At 39.6% G+C, this 18125-nt stretch carries 13 protein-coding genes, 1 tRNA gene and 1 other RNA gene; 12 read left to right on the forward strand and 3 right to left on the reverse strand.

Annotated features, from left to right (window positions below; all coding sequences use genetic code 11):
• Positions 1–4 precede the first annotated feature (4 nt).
• The 4 genes from ACXYSN_RS01120 to ACXYSN_RS01135 all read left to right on the forward strand — a co-directional run bounded on the left by ACXYSN_RS01120 (position 5) and on the right by ACXYSN_RS01135 (position 3534).
• Positions 5–832 carry an HAD family hydrolase gene (locus tag ACXYSN_RS01120; protein ID WP_458635860.1) on the forward strand — a complete coding sequence of 276 codons (828 nt, stop codon included), beginning with the start codon at positions 5–7 and terminating at the stop codon, positions 830–832.
• A gap of 1 nt (position 833) precedes the next feature.
• A complete protein-coding gene (locus tag ACXYSN_RS01125) occupies positions 834–1469 on the forward strand; it encodes an SGNH/GDSL hydrolase family protein (RefSeq protein ID WP_458635861.1) in 636 nt (211 codons plus the stop codon).
• Positions 1470–1529: 60 nt separating this feature from the next.
• Positions 1530–1877: a transfer-messenger RNA gene (gene ssrA / locus ACXYSN_RS01130) on the forward strand.
• Positions 1878–2199: 322 nt separating this feature from the next.
• The gene (locus ACXYSN_RS01135; RefSeq protein ID WP_458635862.1) at positions 2200–3534 is read left to right on the forward strand and encodes an Nramp family divalent metal transporter; all 1335 of its coding nucleotides are present in this window, start codon (positions 2200–2202) and stop codon (positions 3532–3534) included.
• A 78-nt stretch (positions 3535–3612) separates the two neighbouring features.
• Here the strand turns inward: ACXYSN_RS01135 and ACXYSN_RS01140 are convergent.
• Positions 3613–3700, reverse strand: a tRNA-Ser gene (locus ACXYSN_RS01140).
• A 162-nt stretch (positions 3701–3862) separates the two neighbouring features.
• Between ACXYSN_RS01140 and ACXYSN_RS01145 the strand changes: the two genes are divergently transcribed.
• From ACXYSN_RS01145 to ACXYSN_RS01160, 4 genes are all read left to right on the forward strand, one after another.
• Complete coding sequence (locus ACXYSN_RS01145; RefSeq protein ID WP_458635863.1) at positions 3863–4603, forward strand: DeoR/GlpR family DNA-binding transcription regulator; 741 nt, start codon at positions 3863–3865, stop codon at positions 4601–4603.
• On the forward strand, positions 4600–5511 hold the full coding sequence (gene pfkB / locus ACXYSN_RS01150) for a 1-phosphofructokinase (RefSeq protein ID WP_045615525.1): 912 nt from the start codon (positions 4600–4602) through the stop codon (positions 5509–5511). Before ACXYSN_RS01145 ends, pfkB begins: the two co-directional genes overlap by 4 nt.
• The gene (locus tag ACXYSN_RS01155; protein ID WP_458635864.1) at positions 5508–7463 is read left to right on the forward strand and encodes a PTS fructose transporter subunit IIABC; all 1956 of its coding nucleotides are present in this window, start codon (positions 5508–5510) and stop codon (positions 7461–7463) included. Before pfkB ends, ACXYSN_RS01155 begins: the two co-directional genes overlap by 4 nt.
• Positions 7464–7553: 90 nt before the next feature.
• Positions 7554–9884, forward strand: coding sequence for a DNA translocase FtsK (locus ACXYSN_RS01160; RefSeq protein ID WP_458635865.1), 2331 nt, complete (start codon positions 7554–7556; stop codon positions 9882–9884).
• Positions 9885–9923: 39 nt separating this feature from the next.
• Here ACXYSN_RS01160 and ACXYSN_RS01165 read toward each other — a convergent pair whose 3' ends face one another.
• Positions 9924–10370, reverse strand: a complete 447-nt coding sequence (locus ACXYSN_RS01165; protein WP_458635866.1) for a DUF6556 family protein — start codon at positions 10368–10370, stop codon at positions 9924–9926.
• A 220-nt stretch (positions 10371–10590) separates the two neighbouring features.
• Positions 10591–13212, reverse strand: coding sequence for a pyruvate, phosphate dikinase (gene ppdK, locus ACXYSN_RS01170; RefSeq protein ID WP_458635867.1), 2622 nt, complete (start codon positions 13210–13212; stop codon positions 10591–10593).
• 243 nt (positions 13213–13455) lie between these two features.
• Between ppdK and ACXYSN_RS01175 the strand changes: the two genes are divergently transcribed.
• The 4 genes from ACXYSN_RS01175 to ACXYSN_RS01190 all read left to right on the forward strand — a co-directional run bounded on the left by ACXYSN_RS01175 (position 13456) and on the right by ACXYSN_RS01190 (position 18120).
• Positions 13456–14094, forward strand: a complete 639-nt coding sequence (locus ACXYSN_RS01175) for a CBS domain-containing protein (RefSeq protein ID WP_373113113.1) — start codon at positions 13456–13458, stop codon at positions 14092–14094.
• 2 nt (positions 14095–14096) lie between these two features.
• Positions 14097–14909, forward strand: a complete 813-nt coding sequence (locus ACXYSN_RS01180; RefSeq protein ID WP_458635868.1) for a pyruvate, water dikinase regulatory protein — start codon at positions 14097–14099, stop codon at positions 14907–14909.
• A gap of 54 nt (positions 14910–14963) precedes the next feature.
• Positions 14964–16874, forward strand: a complete 1911-nt coding sequence (locus ACXYSN_RS01185) for a fructose-1,6-bisphosphatase (RefSeq protein WP_254727071.1) — start codon at positions 14964–14966, stop codon at positions 16872–16874.
• A 103-nt stretch (positions 16875–16977) separates the two neighbouring features.
• Positions 16978–18120 carry a cysteine desulfurase family protein gene (locus tag ACXYSN_RS01190; RefSeq protein WP_458635869.1) on the forward strand — a complete coding sequence of 381 codons (1143 nt, stop codon included), beginning with the start codon at positions 16978–16980 and terminating at the stop codon, positions 18118–18120.
• The last annotated feature ends 5 nt before the right edge of the window (positions 18121–18125 follow it).

Here is an 18125-nt window from a genome sequence, read left to right on the forward strand (position 1 = left end):
CAAGATGGATATTAAGATAATAGCAACAGATATGGATGGAACCTTGTTAGATCCTCAAGGACAACTGGACCTACCTCGTCTAGAGAAAATTTTGGATCAGCTGGATCAATGTGGTATTCGTTTTGTTATTGCAACGGGAAATGAAGTTCATCGCATGCGACAATTACTGAAGTATCTTGTAGAAAGAGTCGTTCTCGTAGTTGCTAATGGTGCTCGTATATTCGAAAATGATGAATTGCTACAAGCACAAACTTGGGATGATGCCATGGTTGATAGGGCTTTGGACCATTTTAAAGGTAGAGAATGTCAGAATCAGTTTGTCGTAACTGGTATGAATGGTGGCTTTGTAAAGGAAGGTACTGTTTTTACAGAACTAGATAAATTTATGACTCCGGAGATGATTGAGAAGCTCTATCAACGAATGAATTTTGTTAATGAATTTGACTCTAATCTCTTCGGTGGTGTTCTAAAGATGAGTATGGTAGTTGGTGAAGAACGATCCGATTCGGTTTTACAGGAAATTAATGACTTATTTGATGGGCATGTGCGAGCTGTTTCCAGCGGTTATGGTTGTATTGATATCTTACAAGATGGGATTCATAAGGCGTGGGGCCTAGAAGAATTGCTCAAACGTTGGAATTTAAAACCTGAACAAATCATGGCCTTTGGTGATAGTGAAAATGACATTGAAATGTTAGAGTTGGCAGGTATTTCATATGCCATGGAAAATGCAGAAGATGCTGTTAAAGAAGTAGCTACAAAAATAGCCCCAGCCAACAGTCAGGCGGGTGTTTACCAAGTTTTAGAAAACTGGCTAGAAAGAGGAGAATAACTTGGCAGTACAACTATTAGAAAACTGGCTCTTAAAAGAGCAAGAGAAAATCCAAATCAAGTATCGTGAACTCAATCAGATTTCTGTAATTGAACCCAATATCATTTTTATCGGTGATTCTATTGTTGAGTATTATCCCTTGCAGGAATTGCTAGGGACAACCAAGACCATTGTGAATCGAGGGATTCGAGGCTATCAGACTGGACTTTTGCTAGATAACCTGGATGCTCATCTCTATGGTGATGCGGTGGATCAGATTGTGCTTTTGATTGGGACAAATGACATTGGAAAAGATGTTCCAATGACGGAAACACTAAACAATCTTGAAAGCGTGATTCAAAGTATTTCTCGTGACTATCCGCTGTCACAAATAAAGCTAGTTTCTATCTTACCGGTCAATGAGAGTGAGAACTTCAAACAGATTGTTTACATTCGTACTAATGAGAAAATCAAGGCGTGGAACCAAGCCTATCAAGAGCTAGCTTCAGCCTATATGCAGGTAGAATATGTGTCTGTTTTTGAGAAATTACTTGATCAGGAAGGACAGCTCAAGGAGGGGTACACAACAGATGGCCTTCACCTCAGTGTCTCGGGTTATCATATTCTATCGGAAGCCTTGAAAGATTACATTTTCTAGGCATCTACTTGCTTTTTTGCTTTTTTAGCTTAGATAAGGTATAATATTTTTATTGTCTTTGGGGTCGTTACGGATTCGACAGGCATTATGAGGCATATTTTGCAACTCGTGTGGCGACGTAAACGCTCAGTTAAATATAACTGCAAAAAATAACACATCTTACGCTCTAGCTGCCTAAAAACCAGCAGGCGTGACCCGATTCGGATTGCTCGTGTCTGATGACAGGTCTTATTATTAGCGAGATACGATCAAACTTTGTCTAGCAGTTTGATAAGAGATTTATAGACTCGCAGTTCCTAGGCTTGAGTTATGTGTCGAGGGACTGTTAAAACAATACATAACCTATGGTTGTAGACAAATATGTTGGCAGGTGTTTGGACGTGGGTTCGACTCCCACCGGCTCCATTAATAATTTACTTATTTTGTAAATATTTTTAAAGCGTTGTTAATACAACGTTTTTTATTTTATTCTTTTATATTTCTTGGTAATCCTTTTTTAAAAAAGGATTCAACAAAGGATACAACATTACGTTGTATCTCTAAAAAGGCTAATCAAGTTCTAAATTTATTAATCTTTTCTAAGATTTTGTGTTATAATTAAGGTGCCTTAAGAAAATTTATGAAAATTATCAGTAGTTTTTCGCAGCCATTTTCAGTATCTTATGAGTTTAGGTTATCTTTCAGTAATGATAAGCAGTGAAAGGGTAGATTTAGAAAGAGGTAAAGAGAAATGTCATCTCATAAAAAAGTTTCACTTTCTGAGATTAATCAGTCTATCGAGACTCCAAATAATAATCATTTCTGGCAAAATTTAAAGGCTTTTTTAGGTCCCGGTGCTCTTGTAGCAGTTGGTTATATGGATCCAGGAAACTGGATTACCAGCGTAGTCGGTGGTGCTTCCTATAAGTATAGTCTCTTGTTTGTCATCTTTATTTCATCTCTTATTGCCATGCAACTTCAGCAGATGGCAGGAAAGCTTGGGATTGTAACCCAGATGGACCTGGCTCAAGCAACGGCTCATCATTCACCTAAATGGCTTCGTTATAGCTTATGGGTGATTTTAGAATTAGCCTTGATGGCGACAGACCTGGCAGAAGTTCTCGGTTCTGCCATTGCTCTCAACCTTCTCTTTAAGATTCCGATTATGATAGCCATCCTTTTGACGGTTCTAGATGTCTTTCTCTTATTGCTTTTGATGAAATTTGGCTTTAAGAAGATTGAAGCTATTGTTACAACACTCATTTTAACAATCTTAGCAATCTTTACTTATCTGGTAGCTTTGTCACATCCAAGCTTCCAAGGAATCGTTGAGGGTTATCTACCGAATGCAACTTTATTTGAAAGTCCTTTGCCAGGACATGAAAGTCAATTAACCTTGGCACTAGGAATCGTGGGAGCAACTGTTATGCCCCATAATCTTTATTTGCATTCATCCTTGTCACAGACACGAAAAATCAATCACAAGGACGAAAATGATGTTCGAAAAGCCGTGCGCTTTATGACTTGGGATTCAAATCTCCAGTTATCATTGGCCTTTGTGGTTAACTCCCTTCTTTTGATCTTAGGGGCGGCCCTCTTCTTCGGACATGCATCTGAAATTTCCGCTTTTTCTCAAATGTATAATGCCTTGCAGGATTCAACCATTGCGGGAGCTATAGCTAGCTCAACCTTGTCAACTTTATTTGCCTTGGCCCTATTAGCCAGTGGTCAAAATTCGACGATCACAGGTACTTTGACAGGACAAATCGTTATGGAAGGTTTCTTACATATGAGATTGCCACAATGGTTTATTCGTTTGGCGACACGCCTCTTTGCCTTGCTACCTGTTATGATAGTAGCGGTTTTGTTTGGTCATCAGGAAAAAACCTTGGATCAGTTGTTGGTTTATTCACAGGTCTTTCTTTCTATCGCTCTTCCATTTTCAATTTTCCCTTTGATTTATCTAACCTCAAAAAAATCACTGATGGGAGAATTTACCAATGCAAAATGGAATACTATCTTAGGTTATATTGTTTCCATCATCTTGACCATCCTCAATGTAAAATTGCTGTTTGATATCTTCTAAGAAATTCACCCTAGTTTTAGAACTATCATATAAAAAAGATACCCAAGATTTCTTGGGTATCTTTTTTTAGAAAATAAACGGAAGACATGGGATTCGAACCCACGCACGCTGTTACACGCCTACCGCGTTTCCAACACGGCCTCTTAAGCCTCTTGAGTAATCTTCCAATAGTTACTAACCTAGTCTACCATAAAGCCTACTTTCTTGCAAATTTATTTAAAAATTGAAGGAGTTTTGACAGAAAGTGAAAGAAAATGATAAAAAATGCTTGACTTTGTTTTTTTTTGTGATAGAATGATTAATGTAATCGTTAACAGGAGGTGAGTAGGTGCTAAAAACCGAGAGGAAAAAGTTAATTTTAGAAGAACTAAGAAAGCACAAAATCGTTTCTCTAGAGAAATTAGTAGGCTTGCTAGATACTTCGGAATCCACAGTTAGACGTGATTTAGATGAGTTAGAGTCTGAAAATAAACTTCGCCGAGTGCATGGGGGAGCTGAGTTGCCTCACTCCTTGCAAGAAGAAGAAACTATTCAAGAAAAATCTGTCAAAAACCTTCAAGAGAAAAAGTTGATTGCGCAAAAAGCAGCTTCCCTCATCAAAGAAAAAGATGTTATCTTTGTGGATGCAGGAAGTACGACAGCCTTTCTCATTATGGAATTGGAGCGAAAAGACATTACTGTAGTAACCAACTCCATTCACCATGCGGTACAATTAGTGGATAAGCAAATCCCAACAGTCATTATTGGTGGTGGCGTAAAGATGACAACGGATGCCAGTATCGGAGGGGTGGCTCTTAACCAAATTAACCAATTACACTTTGATCGTGCCTTTATCGGAATAAACGGTGTAGACGAAGGTTATTATACAACTCCAGACATGGAGGAAGGAGCGGTTAAGCGTGCTATCTTAGAAAATGCCAAACAAACCTATGTCTTGGCGGATTCATCTAAGATTGGCCAGTCTAGTTTTGCTAAGGTTGCCCCTCTAAAACGAGCTATCGTCATTACTAGCAAGGGTCATGAGCTCTTGCCAGCTATCAAAGAAAAAACGGAGGTAATAGAAGTATGATTTATACAGTCACACTCAATCCATCTATTGACTACATTGTCCGTTTGGATAAAGTAGAAGTTGGTAGTGTTAATCGTATGGATAGTGATGATAAGTTTGCTGGTGGTAAGGGAATCAATGTCAGTCGCGTCTTGAAACGTCTAGATATTCCAAATACAGCGACTGGATTTATCGGAGGCTTTACAGGTAAATTTATCACAGATACTTTAGCTGAGGAGCAAATTGAAACGCGATTTGTGCAAGTTGCAGAAGATACGCGTATCAACGTTAAAATCAAAGCAGACCAAGAAACCGAAATCAATGGGACTGGTCCTACTGTTGAAGCAGATCAACTGGAGGAGTTGAAAGCTATCCTTTCAAGTCTAACAGCAGAGGATACAGTTGTATTTGCGGGATCGAGTGCTAAAAACTTAGGCAATGTTATTTATAAGGATTTGATTGCCTTGACCCGTCGGACAGGCGCACAAGTTGTGTGTGATTTTGAAGGTCAGACCTTGATTGATAGTTTGGATTATCAACCACTTTTGGTCAAACCAAATAATCATGAACTGGGAGCTATCTTTGGAGTCAAGCTTGAAAGCCTTGATGAAATAGAGAAATACGCTCGAGAACTGCTGGCTAAAGGTGCTCAAAATGTTATCATCTCCATGGCTGGTGATGGTGCCCTTCTGGTAACATCAGAGGGAGCCTACTTTGCTAAACCAATCAAGGGAACAGTGAAAAACTCAGTGGGAGCTGGTGACTCAATGGTTGCTGGATTTACGGGTGAGTTTGTAAAATCAAAAGACGCAGTAGAAGCCTTCAAATGGGGTGTGGCTTGTGGAACAGCAACTACCTTCTCTGATGACTTGGCGACTGCAGCATTTATTAAAGAAACTTATGAAAAAGTTGAGGTAGAAAAAAGATGAAAATTCAGGATTTACTGAGAAAAGATGTGATGTTGCTTGATTTACAAGCAACTGAAAAAACAGCAGCTATCGAAGAAATGATTCATAGCTTGGTAGAGCACGGCTACGTGACAGATTTCGAAACCTTCAAAGAAGGAATCTTGGAGCGTGAAGCTTTGACTTCTACAGGTTTGGGTGATGGTATCGCAATGCCTCACAGCAAGAACGCTGCAGTTAAAGAAGCAACAGTTCTCTTTGCTAAGTCAAACAAGGGAGTTGACTACGAAAGTTTAGATGGACAACCAACTGACCTTTTCTTTATGATTGCTGCTCCAGAAGGTGCCAATGATACTCACTTGGCTGCCTTAGCAGAATTGTCACAATATTTGATGAAAGACGGCTTTGCTGATCAGCTTCGTCAAGTAACATCAGCTGATCAAGTTATCGAACTCTTTGATCAAGCATCAGAAAAAGCTGAGGAACCAGTTCAAGCTCCTGCGAGTGAATCTGGTGACTTTATCGTAGCAGTTACAGCTTGTACAACAGGAATTGCCCACACATACATGGCCCAAGAAGCTCTTCAAAAAGTAGCTGCGGAAATGGGTGTTGGTATCAAGGTTGAAACCAACGGTGCTAGTGGTGTTGGCAACAAATTGACAGCAGAAGATATCCGCAAGGCTAAAGCTGTAATTATCGCTGCAGATAAAGCAGTTGATATGGATCGTTTCGATGGGAAACCATTGGTAAATCGTCCAGTTGCAGACGGTATTCGTAAGACAGAAGAGTTGATCAACTTGGCTCTTTCTGGAAATGCTGAAGTTTACCGTGCTGCTAATGGAGCAAAAGCTACAACAGCATCTAATGAAAAACAAAGTATTGGTGGTGCCTTCTACAAACACTTGATGAGTGGTGTATCTCAAATGTTGCCATTCGTTATCGGTGGTGGTATCATGATTTCCCTTGCCTTCTTGATTGATGGTGCTATGGGTGTGCCAAATGATAGCCTCGGAAATCTTGGATCTTACCATGAACTTGCTTCTATGTTCATGAAAATCGGTGGTGCAGCTTTTGGTTTGATGCTTCCAGTATTTGCAGGATATGTTGCTTACTCAATCGCTGAAAAACCAGGTTTGGTAGCAGGTTTCGTAGCTGGTGCTATCGCCAAAGAAGGTTTTGCCTTTGGTAAAATCCCTTACGCTCAAGGTGGTGAAGCAACTTCAGCTCTTGCAGGCGTATCATCAGGTTTCCTAGGAGCTCTTGTTGGTGGATTTATCGCAGGTGCCTTGGTACTCTTGGTTAAGCAATATGTGAAGGTTCCTCGCTCCCTTGAAGGTGCAAAATCAATCCTTCTCTTACCACTTCTTGGAACAGTCTTGACAGGATTTGTCATGTTAGCTGTTAACATTCCAATGGCTGCTATTAATACTGCTATGAATGACTTCCTTGGCGGTCTTGGAGGTGGATCAGCTGTCCTCCTTGGTATCGTTCTTGGAGGAATGATGGCTGTCGATATGGGTGGACCTGTCAATAAAGCAGCATATGTCTTTGGTACTGGTACTCTTGCAGCAACAGTGTCAACAGGTGGTTCAGTAGCTATGGCTGCAGTAATGGCTGGAGGAATGGTTCCACCACTTGCAATCTTTGTCGCAACTCTTCTCTTTAAAAATAAATTCACAAAAGAAGAACGTAACTCAGGTTTGACGAACATCGTCATGGGATTGTCATTCATTACTGAAGGTGCGATTCCATTTGGTGCAGCTGACCCAGCTCGTGCGATTCCAAGCTTTATCCTTGGTTCAGCAGTAGCAGGTGGACTTGTTGGTCTTGCAAATATCAAACTCATGGCACCACACGGAGGAATCTTCGTTATCGCCCTTACAACAAATGCCCTTCTTTACCTTGTCTTTGTCTTGATAGGAGCACTTGTTAGTGGTGTGGTTTATGGTTACCTTCGTAAACCATTAGAAAAATAATTACAAACACATTTAAATGACTGTACACAAAAGTGTGCAGTCATTTTTTTAACCCCTCGAAAAGTTCATGAAATATGGTATAATAGAAGAATGGCAAACAAGAATACAAGTAAAACAAGACGCAGACCATCTAAAGCAGAATTAGAAAGAAAACAAGCGATTCAACGAATGTTGATTTCCTTAGCTTTGGCTATCTGTTTAATTTTTGCAGCTCTCAAATGGGGAGCAGTCGGAATCACTGTTTATAACCTGATCCGCTTACTCGTGGGGAGTTTGGCTTATCTAGCTATTTTTTCTCTGTTAATCTATCTATTTATATTTAAGTGGATTCATAAACAAGAAGGCTTGTTAGCAGGTTTCTTCTTTATTTTTGCAGGCTTGTTGCTCATCTTTCAAGCTTATCTAGTCTGGAAATTTAGCATGGCAAATGCTGTTTTCCAAGGGACAGCCGGACAAATTTTTAAAGATTTAACTAGCTTTCAAGTGACTAGTTTTGCTGGTGGAGGTTTGCTAGGGGTTGTACTCTATATTCCAGTAGCTTTTTTGTTCTCCAATATTGGGACCTATTTCATCGGAGCAATCTTAGTCTTAATCGGTGCACTTTTGATCAGTCCATGGTCTATCTACGATATCGCTGATTTTCTCTCAGCTCGATTTGCTATCTGGATGGAGCGCCATGAGCAGAAAAAACAAGAACGCTTTATCAAGCGTGAAGAAGAAAAGGCACGAAGAGAAGCAGAAGAACAAGCAAGACTTGAGAAAGAAAAAGAAGAGCAGGCTTTGATTGATATGCCTCCTGTAGATTTGGAAACTGGAGAAATATTATCAGAAGGGCCACTGCACGATTTTCCTCCACTTCCAGAGGAAGAATGCGTAGAGCCTGAGATTATTCTCCCTCAAGCCGAGTATGAATATCCTGAAGAAGCCTACCTTCCTGAGGAAGAAGTTTTACCTGAAGAGGATGATGAAGAAGTAGAAGTCGATTTTTCTACTAAAAAAGCCTTAGAGTATAAACTCCCAAGCTTGCAACTTTTTGCACCCGATAAACCTAAAGATCAGTCTAAAGAAAAGAAAATCGTTCGGGAGAATATCAAGATTTTGGAAGAAACTTTCGCAAGTTTTGGTATTAAGGTAACGGTTGAAAGAGCAGAGATTGGTCCATCTGTTACCAAGTATGAAGTTAAACCTGCAGTTGGTGTCCGTGTCAACCGTATTTCCAACCTAGCAGATGACTTAGCTCTGGCTTTGGCTGCCAAGGATGTCCGTATTGAGGCTCCGATTCCTGGAAAATCCTTGGTTGGTATCGAAGTGCCAAACTCTGAAATTGCAACGGTATCCTTCCGTGAACTTTGGGAACAATCACAAACAAAACCTGAAAATCTATTAGAAATTCCTCTTGGAAAAGCCGTCAATGGTACAGCTCGTAGTTTTGATTTGGCTAAAATGCCTCACTTGTTAGTGGCTGGTTCTACAGGTTCTGGTAAATCTGTTGCAGTTAACGGAATCATCGCAAGTATCCTCATGAAGGCTCGTCCAGATCAGGTTAAGTTTATGATGGTCGATCCAAAGATGGTTGAGCTTTCAGTCTATAATGATATTCCTCATCTCTTGATTCCAGTTGTGACCAACCCTCGTAAGGCCAGTAAGGCTTTGCAAAAAGTTGTTGATGAGATGGAAAACCGCTATGAACTCTTTGCCAAAGTCGGAGTTCGAAATATCGCTGGGTTCAATGCTAAGGTTGAGGAGTTTAATGCACAATCTGAGTATAAACAAGTACCTCTACCTTTCATCGTCGTGATTGTGGATGAGCTTGCTGACCTCATGATGGTTGCCAGCAAGGAAGTGGAAGATGCCATTATCCGTCTCGGACAAAAGGCGCGTGCAGCTGGTATTCACATGATACTTGCAACCCAACGTCCATCGGTTGATGTTATCTCTGGTTTGATTAAGGCAAATGTGCCGTCTCGTGTGGCTTTTGCAGTTTCTTCGGGTACGGACTCACGTACGATCTTGGATGAAAACGGTGCTGAGAAATTGCTTGGACGAGGAGATATGCTCTTTAAGCCAATCGATGAAAATCATCCTGTTCGTCTCCAAGGTTCCTTTATATCAGATGACGATGTTGAGCGTATTGTGAACTTCATCAAGGCGCAAGCAGATGCTGATTACGATGAAAGCTTTGACCCAGGAGAAGTGTCTGAGACAGAAGGGGATTTTAGCTCTAGCGATGATGTCGGAGATCCGCTCTTTGAAGAAGCGAAAGCTCTTGTCATCGAAACACAAAAAGCAAGTGCATCCATGATTCAACGCCGTCTTTCAGTCGGTTTTAACCGAGCAACTCGATTGATGGAAGAATTAGAGATGGCAGGTGTTATTGGACCTGCTGAAGGAACAAAACCTCGAAAAGTCTTACAACAATAAAAAATAGCTTCTTTCCGAAATCGGAGAGAAGCTATTTTGTTATGGATTTGCTTTATTATCTGTGGCAGCTGTATCAGATTGAGCAGCTCCTTCAGTCTGATTTTGTTGAACATTGTTAGGAGCTTGAGTATTTTCTTCAGGTTGAACCTTGTTGTCATTTTTATGATCAACTCCACTAGTTGCAGCATTAGTATCTTGGTTATTTTCTTGATGTTGAGAAGGACTATTAGATTCAGCAGGAGTTTCCTTTTGGATCTCTTTGATTATGGTTGTTTGCGTAACAGGACTAGTATCTGCTTTCTTTTGTTCATTGGACTTCATTGCATTGCTAATGGTAATTGTCGCAGTGATAATTCCCAACATACTACCGATTAAGGTTAAGGTTTTCTGAAAAGCAGATAAACCTTTCTTGATGTGATGGCTAGCCTTGCCAGTTTCTTGACTGTCTTTGTTTGTTTCTTTATTTTGGCGAGAATAGTTAGACATAATGGTTTTTCAGACTCCTTTGCAAAACTAAATATGAATTTGAATTCATTTCATATTTTCATTATACGTTTTTTACTTTAAATTGTCTTAAAAAAATAAAACTTTTAGTTTTGAAAACGCAACCAGTAGGTTTTTCTCTTTAAAGTGTAAAGCAAGAAGTGTGGTGATGAATCATGATTAGTGACTTTAGGTTTCAAAAATGATGATATCATAAAGGCAACTAGTCTTTTTTCTCTTGGAGAACGGCTTGAGCAACGGCGAGTCTAGCTGCAGGGACCCTGTAAGGTGAACAGGAAACATAGGTGACACCTATTTCCTGGAAGAAGGAGATAGAAGCAGGATCACCGCCGACCTCCCCACAAATACCAATGGATAGGCTTGGTTTTACCCGGCGAGCTTTGCTGATTGCAATGCGCATTAACTCACCGACTCCCTCCTGATCAATATGTTGGAATGGATCAAATGAAAGAATGCTCGTCTTTTTGTAATGACCTATAAATTTTCCAATATCATCTCGAGAAAAACCATAGGTCATTTGAGTTAAGTCATTAGTACCAAAGCTGAAGAAATCAGCTTCCCGTGCTAGTTTATCTGCAGTCAGACAGGCGCGTGGTAATTCAATCATGGTACCAATTTCATATGGGAAGGGCTCCTGTTCATGCTCTCTAAAAAGAAACTGGATGTGTTGAGTCAGATAGGATTTAACAAATTCCAATTCCTTTTTATCTGCAATCAAAGGAATCATGATTTCAGGTTTGATTTTTATACCCTCTTGATGCAATTTGATGGCACTTCTAAAAATAGCTTCCGTCTGCATCTTGTAAATGTCTGGCTGTGTAATACCCAAGCGACAACCTCTATGGCCCAACATAGGGTTGCTTTCTTGTAAGCTCTCAATTTGATGGGCCAGTTTTTCAGGTGACTTATTTAGTTTTTCAGCAAGAAGCTTGATTTCCTGTGAATCTTTAGGTAAAAATTCATGCATAGGCGGATCTAAAAGTCGGACAATCAGAGGTTTATCCTCAACCGTTTTGTACATTTGATAGAAGTCTTCTTCTTGGAATTCTAAAAGATTCTTGAGTGCGGCTTTCATTTCTGTTTCCTTATCGGCTAGAATGAGGCGACGCATTTCCAAAATTCGATCCTGACCAAAGAACATATGTTCAGTACGGGCTAGTCCTACCCCTTGGGCACCAAAATTTATAGCTGTCTGTAAATCTTTGACAGTCTCAGCATTAGCACGAACTTTAAGTCGGGCGACTTTATCTGCCCAAGAAAGAAGGCGCTGAAGGTTTTCATTATTCTCAATCAAGACTGTAGGAATTTCTCCGATATAAACACAACCGGAACTACCATCAACAGAAATGATATCTCCCTCTGTTAAAACAAGATTACCACAAGAAAGTGTCTTCTCTTCCTCGCTGATCTTTAGTTCCCCACATCCAGCTACACAACAGGTACCCATTCCTCTAGCAACAACTGCTGCATGAGAAGTCATACCACCTTGGCTGGTAACAATAGCTTGGCTAACGACCATGCCTTCAATATCTTCGGGTGATGTTTCTTGTCTTACTAAAATAACCTTTCTTCCTAAATTGTGGAATTCTTTAGCTTGCTCTGCTGTAAAAACTATTTTCCCAGTGGCAGCTCCAGGACTGGCCGGTAAACCTTGTGCAATGAGAGTAGCTTTTTCCAATCCATCCTCTTCAAAAACTGGGTGTATAAGCTGACTAATGGAAGAAGGGGATATTCTCATCAGGGCCTCTTTCTTACTAATAATGCCCTGGTCGACTAGATCCAAAGCAATTTTTAAGGAAGCCTTTGCTGTCCGTTTGCCATCCCTAGTCTGTAAGATATACAGTTTTCCTTTCTCAATAGTAAATTCGATATCTTGCATGTCTTTGTAGTGATTTTCAAGAATTCGAGCATACTCTTTAAAATCTTTAAAAACTAAAGGCTGAGCTTTCTCTAAAGCGGCAATCGGTTCTGGAGTTCGAATGCCAGCTACAACGTCTTCTCCTTGGGCATTAAGTAAGAATTCACCAAATAATTGATTTTCCCCGCTAGCAGGATTTCTAGTGAAACAGACTCCTGTTCCGCTGTTTTGGTCACTATTTCCAAAGACCATTGCCTGGACGTTAACGGCAGTTCCTAAATCGTGAGAAATCTTATTTAAATCTCGGTAAACTCTGGCTCGATTATTATTCCAAGAATTAAAGACAGCTTTGATAGCAGAAAAAAGTTGGTCTGTAGGATTTTCAGGGAAACATTGGTCCTCTTTAAGATAGATTTCTTTATATTGATCAATCAAGTCTTGATGCTCAGCTAGAGTCATGTCTTTTGTAGTTTTACCATGACATTTTTCAAAGTCTTCTAATAGTTCATCAAAAAGTTCTTTAGAAATTCCATATACAACATCTGCAAACATCTGAAGTAAACGTCGATAGCAATTATAGGCAAAATCAGGATTCGTCTGCTCGGCGAGTATTCTTGTCCGATGGTCATTTAGACCAAGATTTAAAATAGTATCCATCATTCCTGGCATAGAAAATTTTGCTCCGCTACGGACCGAAACTAAGAGAAGATTAGGGCTTTCTCCGCTGAACGATTTATCGGTTTTTCTTTCTAAGTCGGTAACCGCTTTCAAAATATCATCTTTTAAATAAGAGTCAAAGAAATCCGGATTTTCTAGAAACTTAATACAGCTCTCGGTTGTAATGGTAAAACCTGGAGGAACAGGCAATCCCAAATTGCTCATCTCTGCTAAATTGGCTCCTTTTCCACCTAGGAGAGCCTTGTCGTTTGCGCTTCCTTCCTCGAAGAAATAAGTCCATTTTGTCATAGTCGCCTCCAAAATATTAAATATGCGTCATAATAAAAGACAAAACCATTGTAATATACATCATATATATTTGTCAAATGAAAAATCTTCGGGTATTAATTGACATATTACAAATAATTGCTATAATATTTAATATACATGATGCTTATTCGATAATTGTTTTGGTATAGGTATAAATAACTAGCTAGCTTCTTGCAATAGTTATTTGGACCCTATATAGAATCTAGAAAGGTTTTCTGTGAATTGAAATTAAGTGAACGACAAAAAAAGATTGTAGAAATCGTTAAAGCTAAGCAGCCTCTGAGTGGTGAAAAAATATCTGAATTACTTGATATTTCCAGGGCAACGCTACGGCCAGATCTTTCCTTTTTGACCTTGGTTGGAATCCTAAAGGCCACTCCTAAAGTCGGGTATACCTATTCAGGCTCTGATCTAGAATCGGTCTTCTTTTTTGATACTTTTAGGAAAAAAGTGGCTGATATTATGACTTCGCCAGTCCTGGTCACCAGTGATTCCTATATTCAGGATGCTATTATTACTCTATTTATGTATGATGCAGACGTTATTTATGTCATTGATGAAGAAAAACTTCTTCTTGGAATCATGTCACGTAAAGATTTGCTAAGGGCTTCTCTCAATTCGAATATTGCAAGTACTCCTGTTGCGGTTTGCATGACTAGGATGCCACATATTAAAACATGTCACCAAAATATGAATATTTTGGAAGCCGCTGTACTCCTTCAAGATTACGCCATTGATTCCTTACCGATTGTCGACGAAAAGAATGAACGTCAGATTTTAGGTAGTGTGACCAAGTCAGCCTTGTTGGACTATATTATTCAGCAAGCTCGAAGCACCGAGGTAAATAGAGAAGAGGAATAAATATGAAAAAAGAAATGATTGTTTATAGTATTTCAGATTCTTTGGGTGGGACTTCCCAAAAATTGCTATCCGCTGTTACAGCTCAATATCCAGACATCATTTTTAATAAAAGCTATCGTTTCCCTTTTATCAACAAGGAAGATGAATTGTTGGACATTTTACGTGATGCTATCAAGGATGATGCCCTAGTTATCAGTACCTTGGTCGATGGCAAGCTAGCTTCGGTAGCAAGGGAGTTTAGCTTGATGCATGGGCTATCCTATTTGGATTTGATGCATCCGTTTTTTGAAATTATCAAAGAAAAGACAGGAAGGGATCCGATAGAAGTACCTGGCACCCTTCACCGTTTAGATAACGAATACTTTAATAAAATTTCAGCGATTGAGTTTGCAGTCAAATATGATGATGGTAAAGCACCGCAGGGATTTTTAGAATCTGACATAGTCCTGCTAGGGGTTTCCCGTACGTCTAAAACACCGCTCAGTATTTATCTAGCAAATAAAGGATATAAGGTTTCGAACCTTCCTCTAATTCCAGAAGTTCCCTTGCCTCAAGTCTTGGAAAAAATTGATTCTCGCCGCCTAATTGGTTTAGTATGTGAGCCAGAAAAATTGGTTAAGATTCGCAGTAATCGTTTGGATTCTTTGGGTTTGACCCAGGAAACCAGCTACACAGATCTGGAAAAGATTTATCAGGAATTGGACTATTCTAAGAAGGTCTTCAGAAAATATGGAGCTCGAGTCATTAATATGTCAGATAAATCAATTGAAGAAACAGCCTTCTTAATCGAAGAGTATTTAAAGAAAATGAACTAAGAAAATAAATAGTGCATTATTTGTCGTAAAAGGATAGTGTGCTGGAGGTCAAAAATGGAGCAATACAAGCGTATTTTACTGAAAGAATTTGATTCTCGACAAAAGGTGATCACAGAACTGACCAACCTTGAAGCAATTTTAAACCTTCCAAAAGGAACAGAGCTATATATCAGTGATATTCATGGTGAATTTGCGGCCTTTGACTATATTTTAAGAAGTTGTGCAGGTATCCTTAATGAGAAGATTAAGGATTGCTTTGGAGATTCCTTGTCGCAAGATGATAAAAACAGATTGTCAGCATTGGTTTCATATCCTGAACTTGTCTTGGAGCAAGGCGGTAAAAGCAGAGACTGGTACAAGGAAACTATTCCTCAACTTTTATCTCTACTGACTTTTGCGGCTGCCAAGTACACCCGGTCAAAGCTTAGGAAGGCATTGCCACCCCAGTATGCTTATATCATCGAAGAATTAGTATACAGTGATATAGCTTTAGCAGATAAAAAGTCATATTTTGATAACATCCTCTCCTATGTTATCGAGTTAGGAGAAGCTATTCCCTTTATTCTTGGTGTTTCTAGCAGTATCCGTCGCTTATTGATTGACCATTTGCATGTGGTTGGTGATATTTATGACAGAGGAGCTGGTAGTCCGCAAGTTATGGATGAACTTTTGCAATTTCATTCTTTGGATATTCAGTGGGGGAATCACGACATTATCTGGATGGGGGGCTTTTTCGGTTCAAAAGCCTGTATGTTAAATGCACTACGTATTGCTGCCCGCTATGGATATCTATGGGATATTGAGAAAGCTTACGGCTTAAATCTTCGGCCCTTAACGTTATTTTCTGATAGGACCTATAAGGCCAACCCTCAGTTTAGGCCTATCCTTGGAAATAGAGAAGATGATTTCACTAGCGAAGAAATTTTACAGTTGGAAAAAGTTCACCAGGCTCTTTCCATTATCCAGTTTAAACTGGAAACTCAACTGATAAAAAGAAGGCCAGAATTTCAAATGGAGGATCAGGTTAAACTGGATAATATTGATTATTTGAAAGAGTGTGTGACAATTGATGGAAAAAAATATAATCTTACGAATACCTGCTTTCAAACGATTGATCCGGCTAATCCAGCAGAATTAAGTTTAGAAGAGTCTCAAGCAGTTGATAGTCTCCTAGCCTCTTTCCAAGGATCTCCTAAACTCGCAGAGCATATAGAATTGTTAATGAAAAAAGGCTCCATGTATAAAATTTACAATCAGCATCTACTCTTTCATGGTTGTATACCACTTGAAGCTTCTGGAGAATTGAAACCTCTAATTATTAACCAGTCTTGTTATGCTGGAAGAGAATTATTGGATTTTTTTGAATATCATATTCGACAAGCTGCTAAGAATAAGGAAATCGGAGATGATTTTTCAACAGATTTAATCTGGTATTGTTGGCGAGGGGCAGTCTCACCTCTATTTGGTAAAGATAAGATGACAACTCTAGAGCGCTATTTTATTGAAGATAAGGATACTCACAAAGAAGTGGAAAATTCATATTTTTCTTATCGGACTTCAGAGAAAGTCTGCCAGCTGATTTTGGAAGAATTTGGACTTTCCTCTAAAGAGTCTAGAATGGTCAACGGACATACTCCAGTTAAGACTGTGAAGGGAGAATCTCCTATTCGTGGGGGTGGTTTGCTCTTTGTCATTGACGGAGGTCTATGTAAAGCTTATCAAAAGAAGACAGGAACAGCAGGATATTCCTTACTGAATAATTCTTACGGTTTTCAATTGGTAACCCATCAGCCTTTTGAAGGCTCGCAAAAGGTTGTTGAAGATCCTTTTGCTCAAACATCTTTGAAGAGAGTTATTGAAAATGTTGAGCAACGCACTTTGATTAAATCAACTAGCATTGGACAAATGCTGCTGGCTCAACAACAAGAACTTTTTGATTTGCTACATGAGTTTTATGACTGTTGAAACTTGCCCTAAGTTCTACTAGAATTTAGGGCTTTTTCTTTCTTGTTCCAGCCTTCCTTTCATGTTACAATAGAAGAAGTGATTATAGAAAGCGTGAGAAACCATGATTTACTTTGATAATTCGGCAACGACCCAGCCGTACCCAGAAGCATTAGAGACCTATATGCAAGTTGCTGCAAAAATTATTGGAAATCCTTCTAGTCTCCATCGATTGGGGGACCAGTCTACCAGAATTTTAGAAGCTTCTCGACAGCAGATTGCGGATTTAATTGGTAAGAAAAGCGACGAAATCTACTTTACATCTGGTGGTACTGAAGGGGATAACTGGGTTATCAAAGGAGTTGCATTTGAAAAAGCGCAATTTGGTAAACACATCATCGTGTCAGACATTGAGCACCCAGCAGTCAAAGAGTCAGCTCTCTGGCTTAAGACTCAAGGTTTTGAAGTGGATTTTGCACCTGTAGATAAAAAGGGATTTGTAGATGTAGCTGCTTTAGAAAAACTACTTCGTCCTGATACGACCTTGGTCTCCGTCATGGCAGTTAACAATGAAATTGGCTCTATCCAGCCCATCCAAGCTATTTCAGAGCTTTTAACAGATAAACCAACCATTTCTTTCCATGTAGATGCTGTTCAGGCCTTGGCAAAAATACCAACAGAAAAGTATTTGACAGACCGAGTTGATTTTGCAACCTTCTCCAGTCATAAGTTTCATGGAGTTCGTGGTGTTGGCTTTGTCTACATCAAGTCTGGAAAGAAAATCACTCCCCTATTAACCGGTGGTGGTCAGGAGCGTGATTATCGTTCAACAACCGAAAATGTAGCAGGAATTGCAGCGACAGCTAAGGCTTTACGTCTAGCTATGGAAAGACTGGAATTGTTTGCCAGCAAAACGAGTCAGATGAAGGAAGTCATCTGTCAGGCCCTTCTTGAATATCCAGATATTTTTGTCTTTTCAGGTGAGGAAGGCTTTGCCCCTCATATTCTGACCTTTGGGATTAAGGGAGTTCGTGGGGAAGTCATTGTTCACGCCTTTGAAGACTATGATATTTTCATTTCTACAACATCAGCTTGTTCGTCTAAGGCTGGAAAACCTGCTGGAACCTTGATTGCTATGGGCATCGAAAAGGATAAAGCCCAGTCAGCAGTTCGTCTCAGTCTGGATTTAGAAAATGACATGAGTCAAGTGGAGCAGTTCTTGACCAAGTTGAAGTTAATCTACAATCAAACTAAAAAAGTAAGATAGGAGTA

It is taken from the genome of Streptococcus sp. V869, assembly GCF_054353515.1.